Below are 15460 nucleotides of genomic sequence, written 5' to 3'. Positions count from 1 at the left end.
GTCAGGCGCTGGCCGGGGGCGCTTCACCGTATCTGGCGGGCGTGATAAAAGAGCTGACCACCGACCCGAAAACCCATCAGGTGGATATCGCCACCAACACGCTGGCCCATGCGATTTTAGGCGCGGTGGCGGCGGAAGTGAGCGGTAACAATGCCCTGTCGGGTGCCGCCGGTGCGGCGTCGGGGGAACTGGCGGCTCAGGTCCTGATTAAGCAGCTTTACGGCGACGGGGCTAAAGTCAGTGAATTAACGGAGGAGCAGAAGCAAACTATCAGCACCCTTTCCACCCTGGCGGCCGGGCTGGCCGGTGGTATTGCCGGTGACTCAACCTCCAGTGCCCTCACTGGGGCGCAGGCAGGGAAGAATGCAGTAGACAATAATCATCTAAGCGTTGACCAGAATCGTTCAAGAAGTGAGGAACTGGTTAATTGTCAGGGTGATACCAGTTGCCGTTCTGCCGTTAGGGATAAATATCGGCAGGAGTATGACAAGGTTCAGGAGCGGATAGCAACGTGTTCAGGGGCTGATCAGTGCGTTGCCGTTGCCAAAGAGCTGCGAGCATTGCAAGGTGATTACAGTGCCCGGATAGGCGAAATTCAGGAAAAAGCCAGAATGCAGGGGCTGGATTCCCTCACGCCAGCAGAAGTGCGGGAATGGGCCGATTTACGGGGTGCCATGTCAAATATTGACGCATCACGGAATTTGGTGCTCCATCGTGCCCAAGTCACCGGCGGTTCAGAAGAAACGACCCAGGAAATCGTGAAGATTATGGGGCAGACGGGAATTGCGGCGTCTGCGGGGGTGGCAGGAGGGATCAGTAAGGCTGGAGCAAAAGGAATAAAGGGAAGTGCTGTACCAGTACCTAATCCAGTGACAGCGAATAATGGGTTAGTTTATAAATCCAATCCTAAACATACTCTTGGTGGTGATGGAAATCGCCGTAATGCGGGAATAGAACCAAAAGACTCATTGAAACTTTTTGAAAACTCAATTCCAAGCTCCAAAAATTATGGTAATAAAGAAGTTAGATTTGCTAAGGATGAAAAAGGTAATGTTCATCGGTTCGAAGGGACCAATGGGGAATATCACTGGAATGGAAGTACCGGTGATGTAAAAAATCCATTGAATAAAAATGACATTCCTAATGAAGTCAAAAAACAACTTGGTTTGTCCGGAAAATGGAGATAATTATGATTTTTGGTGATCCATATCGTTTTGCAGTGTTAATACAACATCTTCCAGAATGGAGTGATGATACTTATAAAAATGGACTTTTCCATTTTTGTATTGATGGTTTTTTTTTCCCTGAAGAAATAAGGACATCTACCCTTTGGGTAGATGTTTTTTCGTTGAAAGACAATACTAATGCTTTATTTTCTTTTCAGGAAAATAAAGCGTTGTTTGAAAAAGGAACTAAAGATGCTTTTAACTTTATGTTAGGAATGATTTCTCCAGAGTTGATAGGACAAGATGAGCCCGAAAATTTTGAGCAATCTTACCAATATCAAGCGTCAACAGAAAATATTAATGATGCTGGTTTTATTGTTTTTGCTGTTTCTCATGGTGATATGGTTAGGATACTTGGCGCTAAGTATAGTGAATTAAAGCAAGACGAACATGGGAATGGTTTTTGGGAAACGATCACTAATCCTGATATCAGAGAGGCTATTCTTTATAAGAGTGAAGTTAATGAAATAATTTCAAAAGCATTCGAATATTATTCAACCATTTAACTCACAGCCTTTTAACAGTATCAAAGCAAAATAGCTTATGAGGCTCAAAAATCGCATCGGGGCGTTGTTGGTCGAACATCAAACTGCACTGGGAGAATGGTTTGTAACTGACTGAGTGCATTAGAAAAAATAAGGTTCAGCGTCAGGCTTCACGACAGAGAAAGTTGTTGTAGACAACAATGCCCTTAGCATGGGGAGTCTGTTTGGTTCCGAAGGCGCTAAACATTTTGAAGGCGCGGGGTCGCTGGCTCAAAAGATGGCTCAATCCGGGGCAACACCCGAAGAAATCAACGCAGCCTTAACTCACTACCTCAAAGGACAAGTCCCTGAGGGTCAAGACCCAGCAAAAGGTCTGATTATTGCATGGGGTAACTTCTTTGGTGTTCCATTGAATGTCGTGTTATCAAATGAGCAGATGACGCCACAGAAAGCGGCGGAAATTGTTGCCGGAGGGATACCTACCAGTGAAGCGAAGCTGATACAGTTTGCGGCAGCAAAAGCGTTTTTGTCTTTAAGTAAGTATCAGTCGACAGAAGTCATTGAGGGGAAAGGAAGTTCTCTAGCTGATAAAAATATTGCTGGAAATAAGACGACAACTCATTCTGAAAAATTAGAGTGGAATTCATGGCAACATTATCAAAAAACTACTGTTGATGGACGACAATACGCCAAAATTGGTGATCGTCTTTACTCACAACATGCTGTGGATAGAATGCAACCTTCTGGTCTTGGTTCACCAGCAGGAACAACCGGACCTGGTAGAAATGTGACGCCCAACATTGTAGATCATGTAATTAAAACTGGTACTCCACAAAACAGTGTTGTTAATGGTGTTACCCGGACAACATATTGGAATGGTGATGTTGGTGTCGTGACTGAAAAAAATGGTAATGTAATTATTACGATCCTTCGTAGGAGTGCGAAATGAATGATTGGATCTACCCTGAAGTAATTGAGTGTCTGAAAGAAGCTTGTAGGAGCTTTCTTGAAGGAAAGATAACAATACAGGATATTCAGTCAGAGATTTATAAAGCAGAAAATCAAATAGTTGCACTTGAAGAAAAGTGGCTTCGCACAATTTTATTTGATGCAGAGAATGAGATAGAGCTATTGATCTATACAGTCGATGAAAAAAGGCTAGATGAATCAGTAATATCTATAATCAAAAATATTTTAACCAATATAGGATAATTTCAAGTAATTTCCTGCCTCTTGAATGGATATCTAGTTTAAGAGGCAAGATTTCTTCTGAGATTGTTTGAACGACTGTTTCACTTTATCACCTTCAACATCAAACCACGGGGATAGCATTCAGTCTAGTTAATAGCCATATCGGGATTTACCGGTTTAATACTCAGTCCTTTTAGCTATACCAGTACCTAATCCAGTGACAGCAAATAATGGGTTAGTTTATAAATCAAACAGTAAACACACTCTGGGAGGAAATGGAAATAGACCAAGTGCTGGCCTTGAACCGCAAAATTCTCTCAATTTATTTGAAAAGTCAAGACCAACAAAAGATCCTAAAGTTAGATTAGCGATAGACGAAAAAGGTAATATTCATAGATTTTTTAATGAGAGAAAAGATGGTTCAGGTTCATTTCATTGGAGTAGAAGCACTGGTGATGGTAAAAATGCTCTGGGTCATAATGAGCTTCGGAAGTTTAACAGTGAAATAAAGCAACTAGGGGGTAAAAAATGATCTACGGACTTCCTTATGAATTTGCTGTTGCTTATGAAGTTTGTGAATTGTCAGAAGATAGCTATTGGCAATATGGAATATTTAATTTTGTCATAGATGATGTGATTGTTCCTGCCATCGGTTCAAACTACACACTTCATATGGCGATAAACCATCTAAAAGACAGCTTAGTGGAGTTTCCATCATGCAAGAAAATTGATACTTCCTTGTTTAGTCAGAACAAAGAAATTATGGAATTTATTGCTCATTCACATAATATTCTTTTGGATACAGATGATGATGATTTAGAGTTTCCAGAAATGGAGCAACAAGGAATAGATTTAACTCCTGTAGAATTTACAGATATTGGATTCTATATTTTTTACTATATTACAAATAATAGCGAAGATGAATTTATCATTTATACCTGTGATAGAGGATTGACTGTTACGATAAAGCATTTTGAGAAAAATACCATCAAAAATGTTATCCAACAACTACCAGAACTTAAAAAAATCTAATGTATATAAGGAAATCCCAGTCGATGTGAATTGTACCCCAAATATTAGACAATCATCCGACATTTAAAAGGGGCTGTTCATTACGTCTGAGAAAAGTGGCTTACAGGCTAAAAAGTCGCGTCGGGGCGTTATGGGCCGGGCATCGAATCGCACCGAGGAAAATCGGTTGTAACTGACTGAGCACACAGGAAAAATCGGTGTCCGGCAGTCAACTTCGCAATGGAATGCGTTGTTGTGGATAATAATGCTCTTGGTTATGGTCCAGGAACCTTTTGGGGGCAGATAGCCAACTCGATCAGCTCAGATCCATCATTGTCCTTTGATCTACAAGGTAAAGGGAAAACAGTAGAAGAAATAAACGAAGCTATAAAATACTCTCATCAGGGGCCATCATGGGGTGTTACTTATAAAGTTAAACTACATGTAAAAGGTGAGGTTACAGCTGGAATAGGTACAGCAGGGTTTGCTGAAGCAGCATTGGATCTAAATAAATTTGCAATTAATGGTGGGATGACAACAGCTATTGGTGCTCATGGTGGAGCAATTGTATGTTGGGGTTTCTTGCATGCTTCATCTACTTTGGCTTGAGCAAAAAAGTTTCACGAAGAAGTGTAAAATCTCCATTGCTCTTTTTTGATTTTTGTTTTTTTAATAAAAACAAACTTGCTAATTTTTCCATAATAATATTATTTGTTATTTATATGTCTGGGATTTGGTTTTAATTTATCAAAAATGGAAACTTAATTTTCTTTGCCGGCTATTTTATTGGAGTGTTTGTAATTCTTATTTATTGCGGATTTTTCTTAAAAAAATTTGCACATAGAAATAATATTGAATTCATAAAAGAGTTTGCTTTTGAAATGGAAATAAGTCTTCAAAATACGTTATTATGGTTATCTAGGTTATTTTATATTGTTTGGCTTTATTTATTTTTATACGTAATTGTTGTAGACGATAATGCATTTAATATGGGAAGTCTGTTTGATTATAAAGGAGGAGGAACCCAGTTTGATCTTATGGGGCAAAGAACAGGTACATTCACTAATGAACGGGTTATTCAGAAAAAATAGGATATAAAATGGCTATCTTAGTAAACGATAACAAGATTAATATTAATGGGCACTTAATTATATTTAATCAAAAGATTATTAAGGCGATAGAAATTGATAATGGTTCTGTTCTTGTCTTAACTGATATTCCTATAGGAGATGATGGACTAAATAATCTATTTTCTTACACAAATAATGGAGAATTTCTTTGGCAAATAGAGCCTTCGGATTTACAAAAGGAAGGTCAAACAAATTACCCATATGAAGGGTTGAATGTTGTTGCAGGGCAATATTTTGTTGTTGATTTTTATGGAAGAAGAATATTTTTATAACCTTATACTGGTCTATTATTATCACGAGATGTTGTAAAATAAGATGTGGAGAATAACGCATTAGCGACCAGTTTGATTGGTGGAGGAGCTAATACAGGTATTCAATATATTTCTATGGTAGTATTGATTTACAATGATGTCGTTTTTGTGCATTGGACTGGCTCAAGCTATATAAAATGTGATGGTTCAAAGAATGGTTGAGTAAAGTTTTTCTTTATTAAAAATATCATATGGATATTGGTTATGTTTTTATGAACCTAGATATTTCTTTATTATCAAATGGTTGTGTCATTTTTTTATAGATGGAATATTTCTTTTGTCACTTGGTGATGTAAATAAGGCTATTAAAAACAGGGGTATTTATCGGACTAATAAGTTATTGGTTTATTATTATCACCTGTATGATTTACGTAGATTAATAATCAATCTTTGGATTGAAATTACTATTTGGAGAAATTTTATGAAGTGTATTAAATGTGAAAACCCAGCATTACATGAATCAGATTTTTGTGCAGCATGTGAAGAGAAAGAATTAAGTGGCATTGGCGGGTTTCTCTATTTGCCTGCAATAAATCTTATCTTTGCAATATTTAGCTCTTTATTTAGTTCATATAAAACAATGACAATCTTAAACTCTAGTTATAATTCTCTGGGTGAATTACGTATCCTTATAGGATTTGAGTTTTTCTGTTTTACAATTATTTTTGGAATTGCACTTTATACATCTATTCTCTTCTTTAGAAAAAAGAAGAAAACACCTTTGTTTTACATTATCCTGTTAGTTTTTACCTCATTATTTGTCATCACCGATTTAGCGTTGGCTCATTATGGATATGAAATAAAACTGGATTATAATCATCTTTTCTTGCTTTTTAGAACTGTGTTTTATGCATGTGTATGGGTGCCTTACTTTATTATATCTATTCGAGTTAAAAGGACATTTATTAAATAATGGTTAAAATTAAACTATTTTATAAACAATATTCAGTGGGAGTAGGTGAATTTTTTATAATTAATATTTGTTTGAAAAATATGACAGCCAAAACTACCTCGGCCTTGTGAATTGCTCCCCAAAATCAGACAATTCAAATCACGCTTTCATTAAGGTCCGAGTCCTGTATTTTACTGGACTCAGACCATTTAATTTATACTTGATGCGTAAGCGTGCAGCGAAAAAGGGTAACAGTGTTATGGTCAAGAGAATTTATATTTCAGCTATTAATAACGACTATAATGGAAAAATGATTTTGGCTGCTAATTATTTTTTTACAATCAAACATGCGTCTCAATATTATGCTGAAATGATCAAGAATAGCAAATGGAATAATCCAAAGGTTGTATATAATTTGGAGAGCAGTTCTGTTGGTAAGTAAATGTTAATATATTGTAAGATGTAAAAGGTGGTTAATTTATTCTTTATCAGATAGATATGAACTTGGTATAACAATGATATTAGGAGAGCCAGGTAAACGGATTTTTACGTTAAGACTATTTTTCAATTGTCATGAATTTTCTTTTTTCCCTATTCAGGGCCTGTATCTGGTTAACTTTAAAATTAATTATTGCCTTAATTTTCTTTTTATTATCTGGATATTTTAATTTTACTCAAGAAAACTTCTTGCTTTGTTTAAAATTAGGAACTTTGGGAGAGTCTGTTGATAGAATAGAATGTTGATTCATATATTATTGTTAACGTAATTTATATTCAAATACTGGAATAATTAAATCACATTTTTATTGTTATAAATCTTTATAAGTTAGGATTGAAAGAATCTATTGATTTAGCAATAAGCTTTTTCCCACATTTTTGGCAGATATAATGACTCTCTCCTCGCAGAATTTTATTATGGCGTCGTAGAGTTAATTCATGTTGCTGGCAACTACAGTAATAAGTAAAAGTTTGACTGCGTACTGAGTCGATTTTAAATTTGTGTGTACGGTTAGCTGGAACGTTCAGTACTTTCTCCATCATCCAACGCCACTGTTTCCCATGTGGCGGCACTTTCCCAAAGTAGCGATAAACCAATAGATGAGCTAATTCGTGAGGCACAACTTCATTAATAAAAGCTTGTTGATTTTCAATCAATAATACTGGATTAAGGCGGATTTCCCAATTTTTTATATAGGCGCTGCCTGCGGTAGTTCCCCGTTGGCGATAATTTATTGTAGGTTCAGGAAAATCACAGTTGAGATATAAGTTTGCCTGTAACAGTTTCTGCCGCAAGGTATTGATAACGGCTTGTTGTAAGGAAATTGGAACGCTAGCTGATTTCATGTGTTGAAAATAAATAGGTAAGGATTAGTAAATTTTATTAAAAATCCTTGAACAACCGATAGTAATATTTTTAGGACTTCTTCGGTCGTCAGCTAATGTTAAAAAGCCCGGTTTAGTTATCCAAACCGGGCTTTTATATTTTTACATATTCATCGCTGATAGCTTCAAACCCGCAGCGTCACGCAGTGCTTCTGCTTTATCAGTGGCTTCCCACGGGAACTGTGGACGACCAAAATGACCATAAGCCGCAGTATCACGATAGATTGGGTGTAATAGATCCAGCATCTGAATCAAACCATGAGGACGTAGATCAAAGAATTCACGTACCAGCAGAGTCAGAGTTGCTGTTGAAACTTTTTCGGTACCGAATGTTTCCACCATGATGGACGTGGGTTCTGCAACGCCGATAGCGTAAGAAACTTGAATTTCACAACGATCAGCCAGGCCGGCAGCGACAATATTTTTTGCTACATAGCGTGCTGCATAAGCCGCTGAACGGTCGACTTTGGAGGGATCTTTACCAGAGAATGCTCCACCACCATGACGCGCCATACCACCGTAAGTATCTACGATAATTTTACGGCCAGTCAGACCACAATCACCCATCGGGCCGCCAATGACAAAACGACCGGTTGGGTTAATGAAATATTTGGTTGTTGGATTTAACCATTCAGCAGGCAGAACCGGCTTGATGATCTCTTCCATGACGGCTTCTTGCAGATCTTTCTGGCTAATATTTTCAGCATGCTGTGTGGAAAGTACAACCGCGTCAACGCCGACAATTTTGTCGTTATTGTATTGGAACGTGACTTGGCTTTTAGCATCGGGACGTAACCAAGGCAGTACACCATTTTTTCGAACTTCGGCTTGACGTTGAACCAGGCGGTGCGCATAGGTGATAGGCGCGGGCATGAGTACGTCAGTTTCGTTGGTTGCATAACCAAACATTAGACCTTGGTCGCCAGCACCTTGTTGCAGGGGATCTTCACGGTCAACACCTTGGTTAATATCCGGTGACTGTTTACCAATGGCGCTTAATACTGCACATGAGTTCGCATCAAAACCCATTTCAGAATTAACATAACCAATCTCTCGAACTGTTTGTCGCGTAATTTCTTCAATATCAACCCAAGCGCTGGTGGTAATTTCACCACCAACCATGACCATGCCGGTTTTAACATAGGTTTCGCAGGCAACTCGTGCTTTTGGATCTTGTTCCAGGATAGCATCAAGAACGGCATCAGATATTTGGTCTGCAATTTTATCAGGATGCCCTTCGGAAACAGATTCGGAAGTGAAAAGGTATGTGGTCATTATATAACGTTACCTTAAAGTATAATTTCAGTTTGGAAATGGATGGATTAACATCTAGATGGCTATTTTAGGATAATTCTTATTCATGCGCTAGATTTTTTTAGTTCAGTGAGTAATTTTCATCGGGTGAATAATAATTTCTTGGTTTATATGTCAGTTTCTGTCAATTTCATTTTGCAATTTTATGTAATTGCGAGTATAAACAGCGGCCGTAGTTGAATGATTTGTGCTACAGACTCGCAGAAAGCTAAACAGCTTCTGTTTCTCAATCGAGAAATGGCTCCTTAAATATGAGTCATGTGTGGGGTGAATGGGGTAATGAACCATTATCTGCTGATTGCAAATGGCCAACAGCCACACTTGTCGTCGGATGTATCCGCGTCTTTTTCCTTTCTTTTCAATATGTCTTTAGTTCGATGTTATCTGTTGTCTGCAAACAGGTCGGATATGTCGGACAGGCGTATTGTCACTCGGTAATTTTGTCATTGTTTAGTAGTAACTAAACGCTTATTTACAACTTGAGAGCATGCTTTTCCCTGATATTTCTCAACACGCGAGAGTATAGCGTTTGGGTTTATTTATTAATTACAGGCGAAGGTGAAAAACTCTAACTCCCTTAAGGAGACTGCCATGAATGATAATATCGCTCGTAAAATGCAACAGACTTACAATATTGCATACTGGGGAGGGAGTTACTACTACGTCAATGATCTTGGCAATGTTAGTGTGTGTCCAAATCCTGATTTGCCGGGGGCGAGAATTGATCTTGCGGAATTGGTGAAAAGAGTTCAGCAGGAGCAGAAAAATTTGCGCTTGCCGGCGCTATTTTGTTTCCCTCAAATCCTGCAACATCGTTTGCGTTCAATCAACGCTGCATTTAAACGTGCTAGAGAGTCATATGGTTATAAAGGCGATTACTTTTTAGTTTATCCCATTAAAGTTAACCAACAACGCCGCGTTATTGAAGCACTGGCTAGTTCCGGCGAACCTTTAGGGCTTGAGGCTGGCTCCAAAGCCGAGCTAATGGCGGTGCTAGCGCATGCGGGCATGACTCGTACCGTTATCGTGTGTAATGGATATAAAGATCGTGAATATATTCGTCTGGCGCTGATAGGTGAAAAGTTAGGTCACAAGGTTTATTTGGTGATCGAAAAAATGTCTGAGATTGCCCAGGTATTGGAAGAAGCTGAACGATTGAATGTGATCCCTCGCTTGGGAGTCCGTGCACGTTTGGCATCTCAGGGGTCAGGCAAATGGCAGGCCAGTGGCGGTGAAAAATCGAAGTTTGGTTTGGCGGCGACTCAGGTGTTGCAGTTGGTTGAGACTTTGCGCGCAGTGGATCGACTTGATAGTCTGCAATTATTGCATTTTCACCTTGGCTCGCAGTTGGCGAATATCCGTGATATCGCGACAGGCGTCCGTGAATCAGCGCGTTTTTATGTCGAGTTACATAAACTAGGTGTCAATATTCAATGTTTTGATGTTGGTGGTGGATTAGGTGTCGATTATGAAGGGACCCGTTCTCAATCTGATTGTTCTGTGAACTATGGGTTGAATGAATATGCCAACAATGTCATTTGGGGTATTGGTGATGCTTGTGATGAGCATGGTTTACCCCATCCGACAGTTATTACAGAATCCGGTCGCGCCCTGACCGCTCATCATACCGTCTTGGTATCCAATGTTATCGGGGTTGAGCGTAATGAATTTACGCAGACGACGCCACCGGCAGAGGATGCTTCCCGCCCGCTCGCCAGTTTGTGGGAAACATGGCAGGAGATGCACTCGGAAGGAAATAGACGCTCTTTACGTGAATCGCTACATGATGGTCAGCTCGATCTGCATGATGTTCATACACAATATGCTCATGGCATGTTGGATTTAAAGGAGCGGGCGTGGGCGGAAGAGTTATATCTGAATATCTGTCGCCGTATTCAGCAGGATCTTGATCCAAGCAACCGCGCTCACCGGCCAATTATTGATGAGCTGCAAGAGCGTATGGCAGACAAATTCTATGTGAATTTTTCACTGTTTCAGTCTATGCCTGATGCATGGGGTATTGATCAGTTGTTTCCTGTGTTACCCATTGAGGGGCTGGATAAGCCGTTGGATCGCCGGGCGGTATTGTTAGATATCACCTGTGACTCCGATGGTATTATTGATCATTATGTGGATGGCGATGGTGTAGCGGCGACAATGCCGATGCCCGCTTATGATCCTGATTGCCCGCCAATGATTGGTTTCTTTATGGTGGGAGCATATCAGGAAATTCTTGGCAATATGCATAACCTGTTTGGCGATACAGCGGCTATTGATGTTTATGTATTTGATAATGGCGAAGTGACCTATAACCAAAGTGAAGAGGGGGATTCAGTCGCGGATATGCTGCAATATGTGAAACTGGACCCTAACGTACTGATGGCCCGTTTCCGTGATCAAGTAAAAAGCACAGATTTGGATACAGGTTTGCAAGAGCAATTTTTACTGGAATTTGAAAGTGGTCTTTATGGCTACACATATCTGGAAGATGAATAATCTTCTGGTGTTAATTAAGCCTCCTGTATACAGATAATGTTATTTATATAAACCAGATACAGAATGCGGAAAAATGGGGTTATCTCAGAAATACCCCATTTCGTCATGGCATGGGTATTCTGGTATTAAATAATTTTGTTCTGTCAGGAAACTTTTGAGGATATATCTCATGACAATAAGTACCTTGGGCAACCAACAAGATGACTCTTTGGTTTCTAATGCCTTCGGTTTCCTGCGCTTTCCGTTGAATTTCCAGCCATATTCTAGCGATGCAGAGTGGGTAATTACCGGGGTGCCATTTGATATGGCAACATCAGGTCGTGCGGGTAGCCGCCACGGGCCTGCGGCTATTCGTCAGGTTTCGACTAACTTGGCATGGGAAAGCCGCCGTTGGCCGTGGGATTTTAAATTACGCAATTGTCTTAACGTTGTGGATTGTGGTGATTTAGTCTTCAACTTTGGTGATGCTCAGGATATGAGTGATAAGTTGCAAGCTCATGCTGAAAAAGTGCTGGCTTCCGGTAAGCGTATGCTCTCTTTTGGTGGGGACCACTTTATTACTTTGCCTTTGCTACGCGCTCATGCCAAACATTTCGGCAAAATGGCTCTGGTTCATTTTGATGCTCATGCTGATACCTATCCAAATGGCAGTCAATTTGATCACGGCACCATGTTCTATCACGCGCCAAATGAAGGGTTGATCGACCCGCATCGTTCAGTACAAATTGGTATTCGTACTGAACATGGACGGGACAATGGTTTTACGGTGCTGGATGCTGATCAGGTTAATGATCGTAGTGTGGATGATTTGCTTGCTCAGATAAAAGAGACGGTTGGTGATATGCCGGTTTACCTGACTTTCGATATCGATTGTCTTGATCCGGCTTTTGCACCAGGTACGGGTACACCCGTCATTGGTGGTTTGACAACCGATCGAGCACTGAAATTACTGCGTGGTTTGCAACCGCTAAATATTGTCGGTATGGATGTGGTGGAAGTCGCTCCAGCGTATGATCAATCTGAAATTACGGCTCTGGCAGGTGCGACTATTGCACTGGAGATGCTTTATTTACAGGCGGCTAAGAAGCGCTAAGTAGTACATAGTTTTAATAGAGTCTTAGGGGATAGTGAAATAAACTCGTACTGAGTTGTGGAGCTATCCCCTTGAAATTCGGCTATTTTGATTGATGTAACCTTTATATGCTTTTCTGGATTCTCTTTGTCATTTTTTACATGCGAGCATCAATTAACCGAATATCATATTGAGAGAAAATACTATCGGCTGAAATCAATGTCAGTCCTTCCATCTGAGATTGAACAATTAGCATCCTATCAAAAGGATCACTATGATAGCGTGGTAAGTCCCCTGCGTACTCAGCATGGGAATGGGATATAGGTAGGTAGTGGAAAGAAGTTATTCTTCTCCATAGCAATTTCAAAGTCGGCTCTGAAGTCCAGTTTACCGATGGAGCGTTTAATAGATATTTCCCAAGGCGTAACCGCGCTAACATGAACAATGTTTGCCCCTTTGGACAAAATATTCCGAGTAATTGGCCCCAGTTTTGAATTATTGGTGAGCCACCAGATAAAAACATGTGTATCAAGCAACAAACGTTTCACTTGTCACCTTCAAACATGAACTGAATTTCCCGATCTGCATCAAAAAAATCTTCTCCTATGGTAATAAGATCTTCGAATCCTCCAGGAACTCTATTTTGTTGGGTTATTGGTACAATCTGGACATAAGGCTTGCCAGCTTTGGCTATGATGATAACTTCACCACTGACAGCTTTGTCAGCTAGTTGGCTTAAGTTACTTTTAGCTTCATGCATATTTGCTTGGATAGTCATAATAAAGCCCTCATACTTGGCTAGATTAGCTAAGTATAACAAAAAATGCCGAAATAACCGGCAATTTTTTTGTTACATAGAATCGAGATGCCGCAGTACTGAACTGGGCATCTATGGCGTACTTTTTAAATCAAAGAATGATATTTTCTTAGCGTTATTGTAGCGCTATATCTAATTTCTTTTCTTTTTCCCACGCATGAGATTCAGTGTTTCTACTGCTATTGAGAAGAACATAGCGAAATAGATGTAACCTTTAGGTATATGCACTTGTACGCTTTCCAGAATAAGGGTAAAGCCCACAAGGATTAAGAACGACAGCGCCAGCATTTTGACTGAGGGGTGACGGTCAACGAATTCGCCGATAGGACGAGCGGCTAGCATCATAACACCGACCGCTATGATAACGGCTGCCATCATAATGAATAGGTGATCGGACAGACCAACAGCGGTAATGACTGAATCCAGGCTGAAAATAATATCCAGCAACATAATCTGGATGATAGCCCCCAAGAAGGAGTGAACAGGACGTTTTAGCTCTCCTTCATTGTCACCTTCGATCGCTTCGTGGATTTCTTTGCTGGCTTTCCAGATCAGGAACAGACCACCGAAGAATAGGATTAAATCACGGGCAGAAATGTCATGTTCAAAAACTGTCAATATTGGGTAGGTTAGCCGAATAACCCAGGCAATAGATGCTAACAGCGCCAAGCGCATTAGCATTGCTCCCATTAGTCCGATCTTACGTGCTTTATTTTGTTGATGGTTAGGGAGTTTCGCCACAACAAGTGACAAAAAGATAATGTTATCAATCCCTAAAACGATTTCTAGAACTGTCAGGGTGGCAAGCGCCATCCAAGCCTGGGGATCAGCAATCCATTCTAACATTGCTTATTAAAACCTTAAGGTAAAAATCCAATTATACGCGCGATTAGGTGTAAGGTAAGTATGTCAATGTAAAAATCAGTCAGAGCTAACGTTAAATTAAGAAATGACGGGCCAATAGAGGGGCGGTGAAATTTTTCTTCAAATAGAACCCGCGAGGCAGAGTCATAATAGGCTGGCCGTGTACTCCGATTGCTTCGGTTAATGCTTTGCTGTTAGCCGCTTTTGGGCGTAACTGTAATACTTCGCCATGACGGGCGGTAACGCTCTCTACTTTGCCAAGCACGATGAAATCCATCAATTCTTCCCAGTCACGACGCAGTAACTCTTCCTCTTGTTGATTGGGACTCCACAATAAAGGGGAACCAACTCGGCGTTCGGCTAAAGGAATTTCCCGTTCGCCTTCAACAGGTATCCACAGCACCCGCGATAATTTGCGTCTGACATGACAACTTTCCCAGGTAATACCACTGTTCCCTGTTAGCGGTGCAACGCAGACAAATGTTGTCTCCAGTGGATAACCTCTTCTGTCCACGGGGATGGTTTTAAGCTCAATACCGATATGTTCGAAATCTTGCTCTGGCTTACTGCCGGCACTCGCACCGAGGTAATATTCTAGCAACATGCCCACCCAGCCTTTATCTCGTTTCAGATTGGGCGGGATAGGTAAATCTGCTTTCGCCGCGAGTTCTCCCATTGATAAGCCTGCCAGAATTTGGGCGCATTCAAGCAATTGTTGCTCGTTGTCTGGTGGTGGTGGAGGGGAAAAAAGAGTGCTCATTTGGGATATCCGTTTTTTAGGTCAAAAAACAGCCTTAGTTTCTGTGAATAATAAATTTGAGGTTCATACAATAGCTAACAAGTGATAATAGCATGATATACAAACATTTTTTATTGCTGTTTTAAATATTGTAAAATTGACAGCTGTTCTTGTTCACCTATTGCCGGTAATAATGAACAGGATCTTACACCATGTTATCCACAGTTTTATGGGATAAGTAGACAAAAATGAGATCACTGGTTTGATTTACAGGTTTGACCAACACTTTTTTCTACAAAAACCGCTGTTTTTTGCTTAACTAAAAAGAATAACTTGTGGATAACATGATGTTTGGTTGTTTTTTGTTCTCATCGACTAACGTTGTCCATTATAGCCGTGACTGACGTTAGAAATAACGAGGTAAATAGCTGCTATTTCAATGAAAAATAAATACTATTTCATTTTTTGTCTATAACTTGATAATTCATAATATAAAGCTATACCTGAATTACCCCTGCCTTTTTCACAT

General features: G+C 40.0%; 20 protein-coding genes. 13 read left to right on the top strand and 7 right to left on the bottom strand.

Going from position 1 to position 15460, the window contains the following annotated elements; translation table 11 throughout:
* From EAE92_RS24980 to EAE92_RS07925, 10 genes are all read left to right on the top strand, one after another.
* Positions 1–1187: VENN motif pre-toxin domain-containing protein (locus EAE92_RS24980; protein ID WP_214067688.1), on the top strand; the 1187-nt coding region annotated here is incomplete at its 5' end.
* Positions 1188–1189: 2 nt separating this feature from the next.
* Positions 1190–1732 (top strand): immunity 42 family protein, encoded by a 543-nt coding sequence (locus EAE92_RS07965; protein WP_065391710.1) that lies wholly within the window; start codon positions 1190–1192, stop codon positions 1730–1732.
* A gap of 190 nt (positions 1733–1922) precedes the next feature.
* The gene (locus EAE92_RS24975; RefSeq protein ID WP_281422758.1) at positions 1923–2660 is read left to right on the top strand and encodes a hypothetical protein; all 738 of its coding nucleotides are present in this window, start codon (positions 1923–1925) and stop codon (positions 2658–2660) included.
* Complete coding sequence (locus tag EAE92_RS07955) at positions 2657–2923, top strand: hypothetical protein (RefSeq protein ID WP_065391707.1); 267 nt, start codon at positions 2657–2659, stop codon at positions 2921–2923. Before EAE92_RS24975 ends, EAE92_RS07955 begins: the two co-directional genes overlap by 4 nt.
* Positions 2924–3119: 196 nt before the next feature.
* Positions 3120–3434, top strand: a complete 315-nt coding sequence (locus EAE92_RS07950) for a hypothetical protein (protein ID WP_214067684.1) — start codon at positions 3120–3122, stop codon at positions 3432–3434.
* Positions 3431–3934, top strand: coding sequence for an immunity 42 family protein (locus EAE92_RS07945; RefSeq protein WP_214067682.1), 504 nt, complete (start codon positions 3431–3433; stop codon positions 3932–3934). The genes EAE92_RS07950 and EAE92_RS07945 overlap by 4 nt, the downstream gene beginning before the upstream one ends.
* Positions 3935–4168: 234 nt before the next feature.
* Positions 4169–4522, top strand: a complete 354-nt coding sequence (locus EAE92_RS07940) for a polymorphic toxin type 25 domain-containing protein (RefSeq protein WP_214067680.1) — start codon at positions 4169–4171, stop codon at positions 4520–4522.
* A gap of 182 nt (positions 4523–4704) precedes the next feature.
* Positions 4705–5004: a hypothetical protein gene (locus EAE92_RS07935; protein WP_214067679.1), complete on the top strand. Its 300-nt coding sequence runs from the start codon at positions 4705–4707 to the stop codon at positions 5002–5004.
* An 8-nt stretch (positions 5005–5012) separates the two neighbouring features.
* Entirely contained in the window at positions 5013–5315 is a 303-nt protein-coding gene (locus EAE92_RS07930) for a DUF7957 family protein (RefSeq protein WP_214067678.1), read from the top strand.
* 460 nt (positions 5316–5775) lie between these two features.
* On the top strand, positions 5776–6267 hold the full coding sequence (locus tag EAE92_RS07925; protein ID WP_214067677.1) for a DUF2569 domain-containing protein: 492 nt from the start codon (positions 5776–5778) through the stop codon (positions 6265–6267).
* A 798-nt stretch (positions 6268–7065) separates the two neighbouring features.
* Here the strand turns inward: EAE92_RS07925 and EAE92_RS07920 are convergent.
* Positions 7066–7590, bottom strand: coding sequence for a SprT family zinc-dependent metalloprotease (locus EAE92_RS07920; RefSeq protein ID WP_214067676.1), 525 nt, complete (start codon positions 7588–7590; stop codon positions 7066–7068).
* Positions 7591–7731: 141 nt separating this feature from the next.
* Positions 7732–8904: a methionine adenosyltransferase gene (gene metK, locus EAE92_RS07915; protein ID WP_011147846.1), complete on the bottom strand. Its 1173-nt coding sequence runs from the start codon at positions 8902–8904 to the stop codon at positions 7732–7734.
* Between the two features lie 290 nt (positions 8905–9194).
* Here metK and EAE92_RS07910 point away from each other — a divergent pair, with 290 nt between their 5' ends.
* From EAE92_RS07910 to speB, 3 genes are all read left to right on the top strand, one after another.
* Positions 9195–9407, top strand: coding sequence for a hypothetical protein (locus tag EAE92_RS07910; protein ID WP_146110595.1), 213 nt, complete (start codon positions 9195–9197; stop codon positions 9405–9407).
* A gap of 127 nt (positions 9408–9534) precedes the next feature.
* Positions 9535–11439: a biosynthetic arginine decarboxylase gene (speA, locus tag EAE92_RS07905; RefSeq protein WP_036810887.1), complete on the top strand. Its 1905-nt coding sequence runs from the start codon at positions 9535–9537 to the stop codon at positions 11437–11439.
* Positions 11440–11608: 169 nt separating this feature from the next.
* Positions 11609–12532 (top strand): agmatinase, encoded by a 924-nt coding sequence (gene speB / locus EAE92_RS07900; protein ID WP_214067674.1) that lies wholly within the window; start codon positions 11609–11611, stop codon positions 12530–12532.
* Positions 12533–12668: 136 nt separating this feature from the next.
* Here speB and EAE92_RS24495 read toward each other — a convergent pair whose 3' ends face one another.
* The 5 genes from EAE92_RS24495 to mutH all read right to left on the bottom strand — a co-directional run bounded on the left by EAE92_RS24495 (position 12669) and on the right by mutH (position 14952).
* Positions 12669–12872, bottom strand: a complete 204-nt coding sequence (locus EAE92_RS24495; RefSeq protein ID WP_235319437.1) for a type II toxin-antitoxin system VapC family toxin — start codon at positions 12870–12872, stop codon at positions 12669–12671.
* The gene (locus tag EAE92_RS24490; RefSeq protein WP_235319438.1) at positions 12814–13059 is read right to left on the bottom strand and encodes a type II toxin-antitoxin system VapC family toxin; all 246 of its coding nucleotides are present in this window, start codon (positions 13057–13059) and stop codon (positions 12814–12816) included. Before EAE92_RS24490 ends, EAE92_RS24495 begins: the two co-directional genes overlap by 59 nt.
* Entirely contained in the window at positions 13056–13289 is a 234-nt protein-coding gene (locus EAE92_RS07890) for a type II toxin-antitoxin system Phd/YefM family antitoxin (RefSeq protein ID WP_088776098.1), read from the bottom strand. Before EAE92_RS07890 ends, EAE92_RS24490 begins: the two co-directional genes overlap by 4 nt.
* A 171-nt stretch (positions 13290–13460) precedes the next feature.
* The gene (locus EAE92_RS07885) at positions 13461–14174 is read right to left on the bottom strand and encodes a TerC family protein (RefSeq protein WP_214067673.1); all 714 of its coding nucleotides are present in this window, start codon (positions 14172–14174) and stop codon (positions 13461–13463) included.
* Positions 14175–14265: 91 nt separating this feature from the next.
* A complete protein-coding gene (mutH, locus tag EAE92_RS07880; RefSeq protein WP_214067672.1) occupies positions 14266–14952 on the bottom strand; it encodes a DNA mismatch repair endonuclease MutH in 687 nt (228 codons plus the stop codon).
* Positions 14953–15460 lie beyond the last annotated feature (508 nt).

It is taken from the genome of Photorhabdus hainanensis, from assembly GCF_018448965.1.
In the GTDB taxonomy this organism is placed as follows: Bacteria; Pseudomonadota; Gammaproteobacteria; order Enterobacterales; family Enterobacteriaceae; genus Photorhabdus; species Photorhabdus akhurstii.
Note: the sequence above shows the minus strand (reverse complement) of the source record. Positions and strands in the feature narration are given on the sequence as shown.

Coding starts and splice junctions, on each gene's coding strand:
- EAE92_RS07920 (WP_214067676.1), bottom strand. CDS start 7,590: ATGAAATCAGCTAGCGTTCCAATTTCCTTACAACAAGCCGTTATCAAT.
- EAE92_RS07930 (WP_214067678.1), top strand. CDS start 5,013: ATGGCTATCTTAGTAAACGATAACAAGATTAATATTAATGGGCACTTA.
- speA (WP_036810887.1), top strand. CDS start 9,535: ATGAATGATAATATCGCTCGTAAAATGCAACAGACTTACAATATTGCA.
- EAE92_RS07955 (WP_065391707.1), top strand. CDS start 2,657: ATGAATGATTGGATCTACCCTGAAGTAATTGAGTGTCTGAAAGAAGCT.
- EAE92_RS24975 (WP_281422758.1), top strand. CDS start 1,923: ATGGGGAGTCTGTTTGGTTCCGAAGGCGCTAAACATTTTGAAGGCGCG.
- EAE92_RS07925 (WP_214067677.1), top strand. CDS start 5,776: ATGAAGTGTATTAAATGTGAAAACCCAGCATTACATGAATCAGATTTT.
- EAE92_RS07885 (WP_214067673.1), bottom strand. CDS start 14,174: ATGTTAGAATGGATTGCTGATCCCCAGGCTTGGATGGCGCTTGCCACC.
- metK (WP_011147846.1), bottom strand. CDS start 8,904: ATGACCACATACCTTTTCACTTCCGAATCTGTTTCCGAAGGGCATCCT.
- EAE92_RS07945 (WP_214067682.1), top strand. CDS start 3,431: ATGATCTACGGACTTCCTTATGAATTTGCTGTTGCTTATGAAGTTTGT.
- EAE92_RS07890 (WP_088776098.1), bottom strand. CDS start 13,289: ATGACTATCCAAGCAAATATGCATGAAGCTAAAAGTAACTTAAGCCAA.
- speB (WP_214067674.1), top strand. CDS start 11,609: ATGACAATAAGTACCTTGGGCAACCAACAAGATGACTCTTTGGTTTCT.
- EAE92_RS07965 (WP_065391710.1), top strand. CDS start 1,190: ATGATTTTTGGTGATCCATATCGTTTTGCAGTGTTAATACAACATCTT.
- EAE92_RS07910 (WP_146110595.1), top strand. CDS start 9,195: ATGAGTCATGTGTGGGGTGAATGGGGTAATGAACCATTATCTGCTGAT.
- mutH (WP_214067672.1), bottom strand. CDS start 14,952: ATGAGCACTCTTTTTTCCCCTCCACCACCACCAGACAACGAGCAACAA.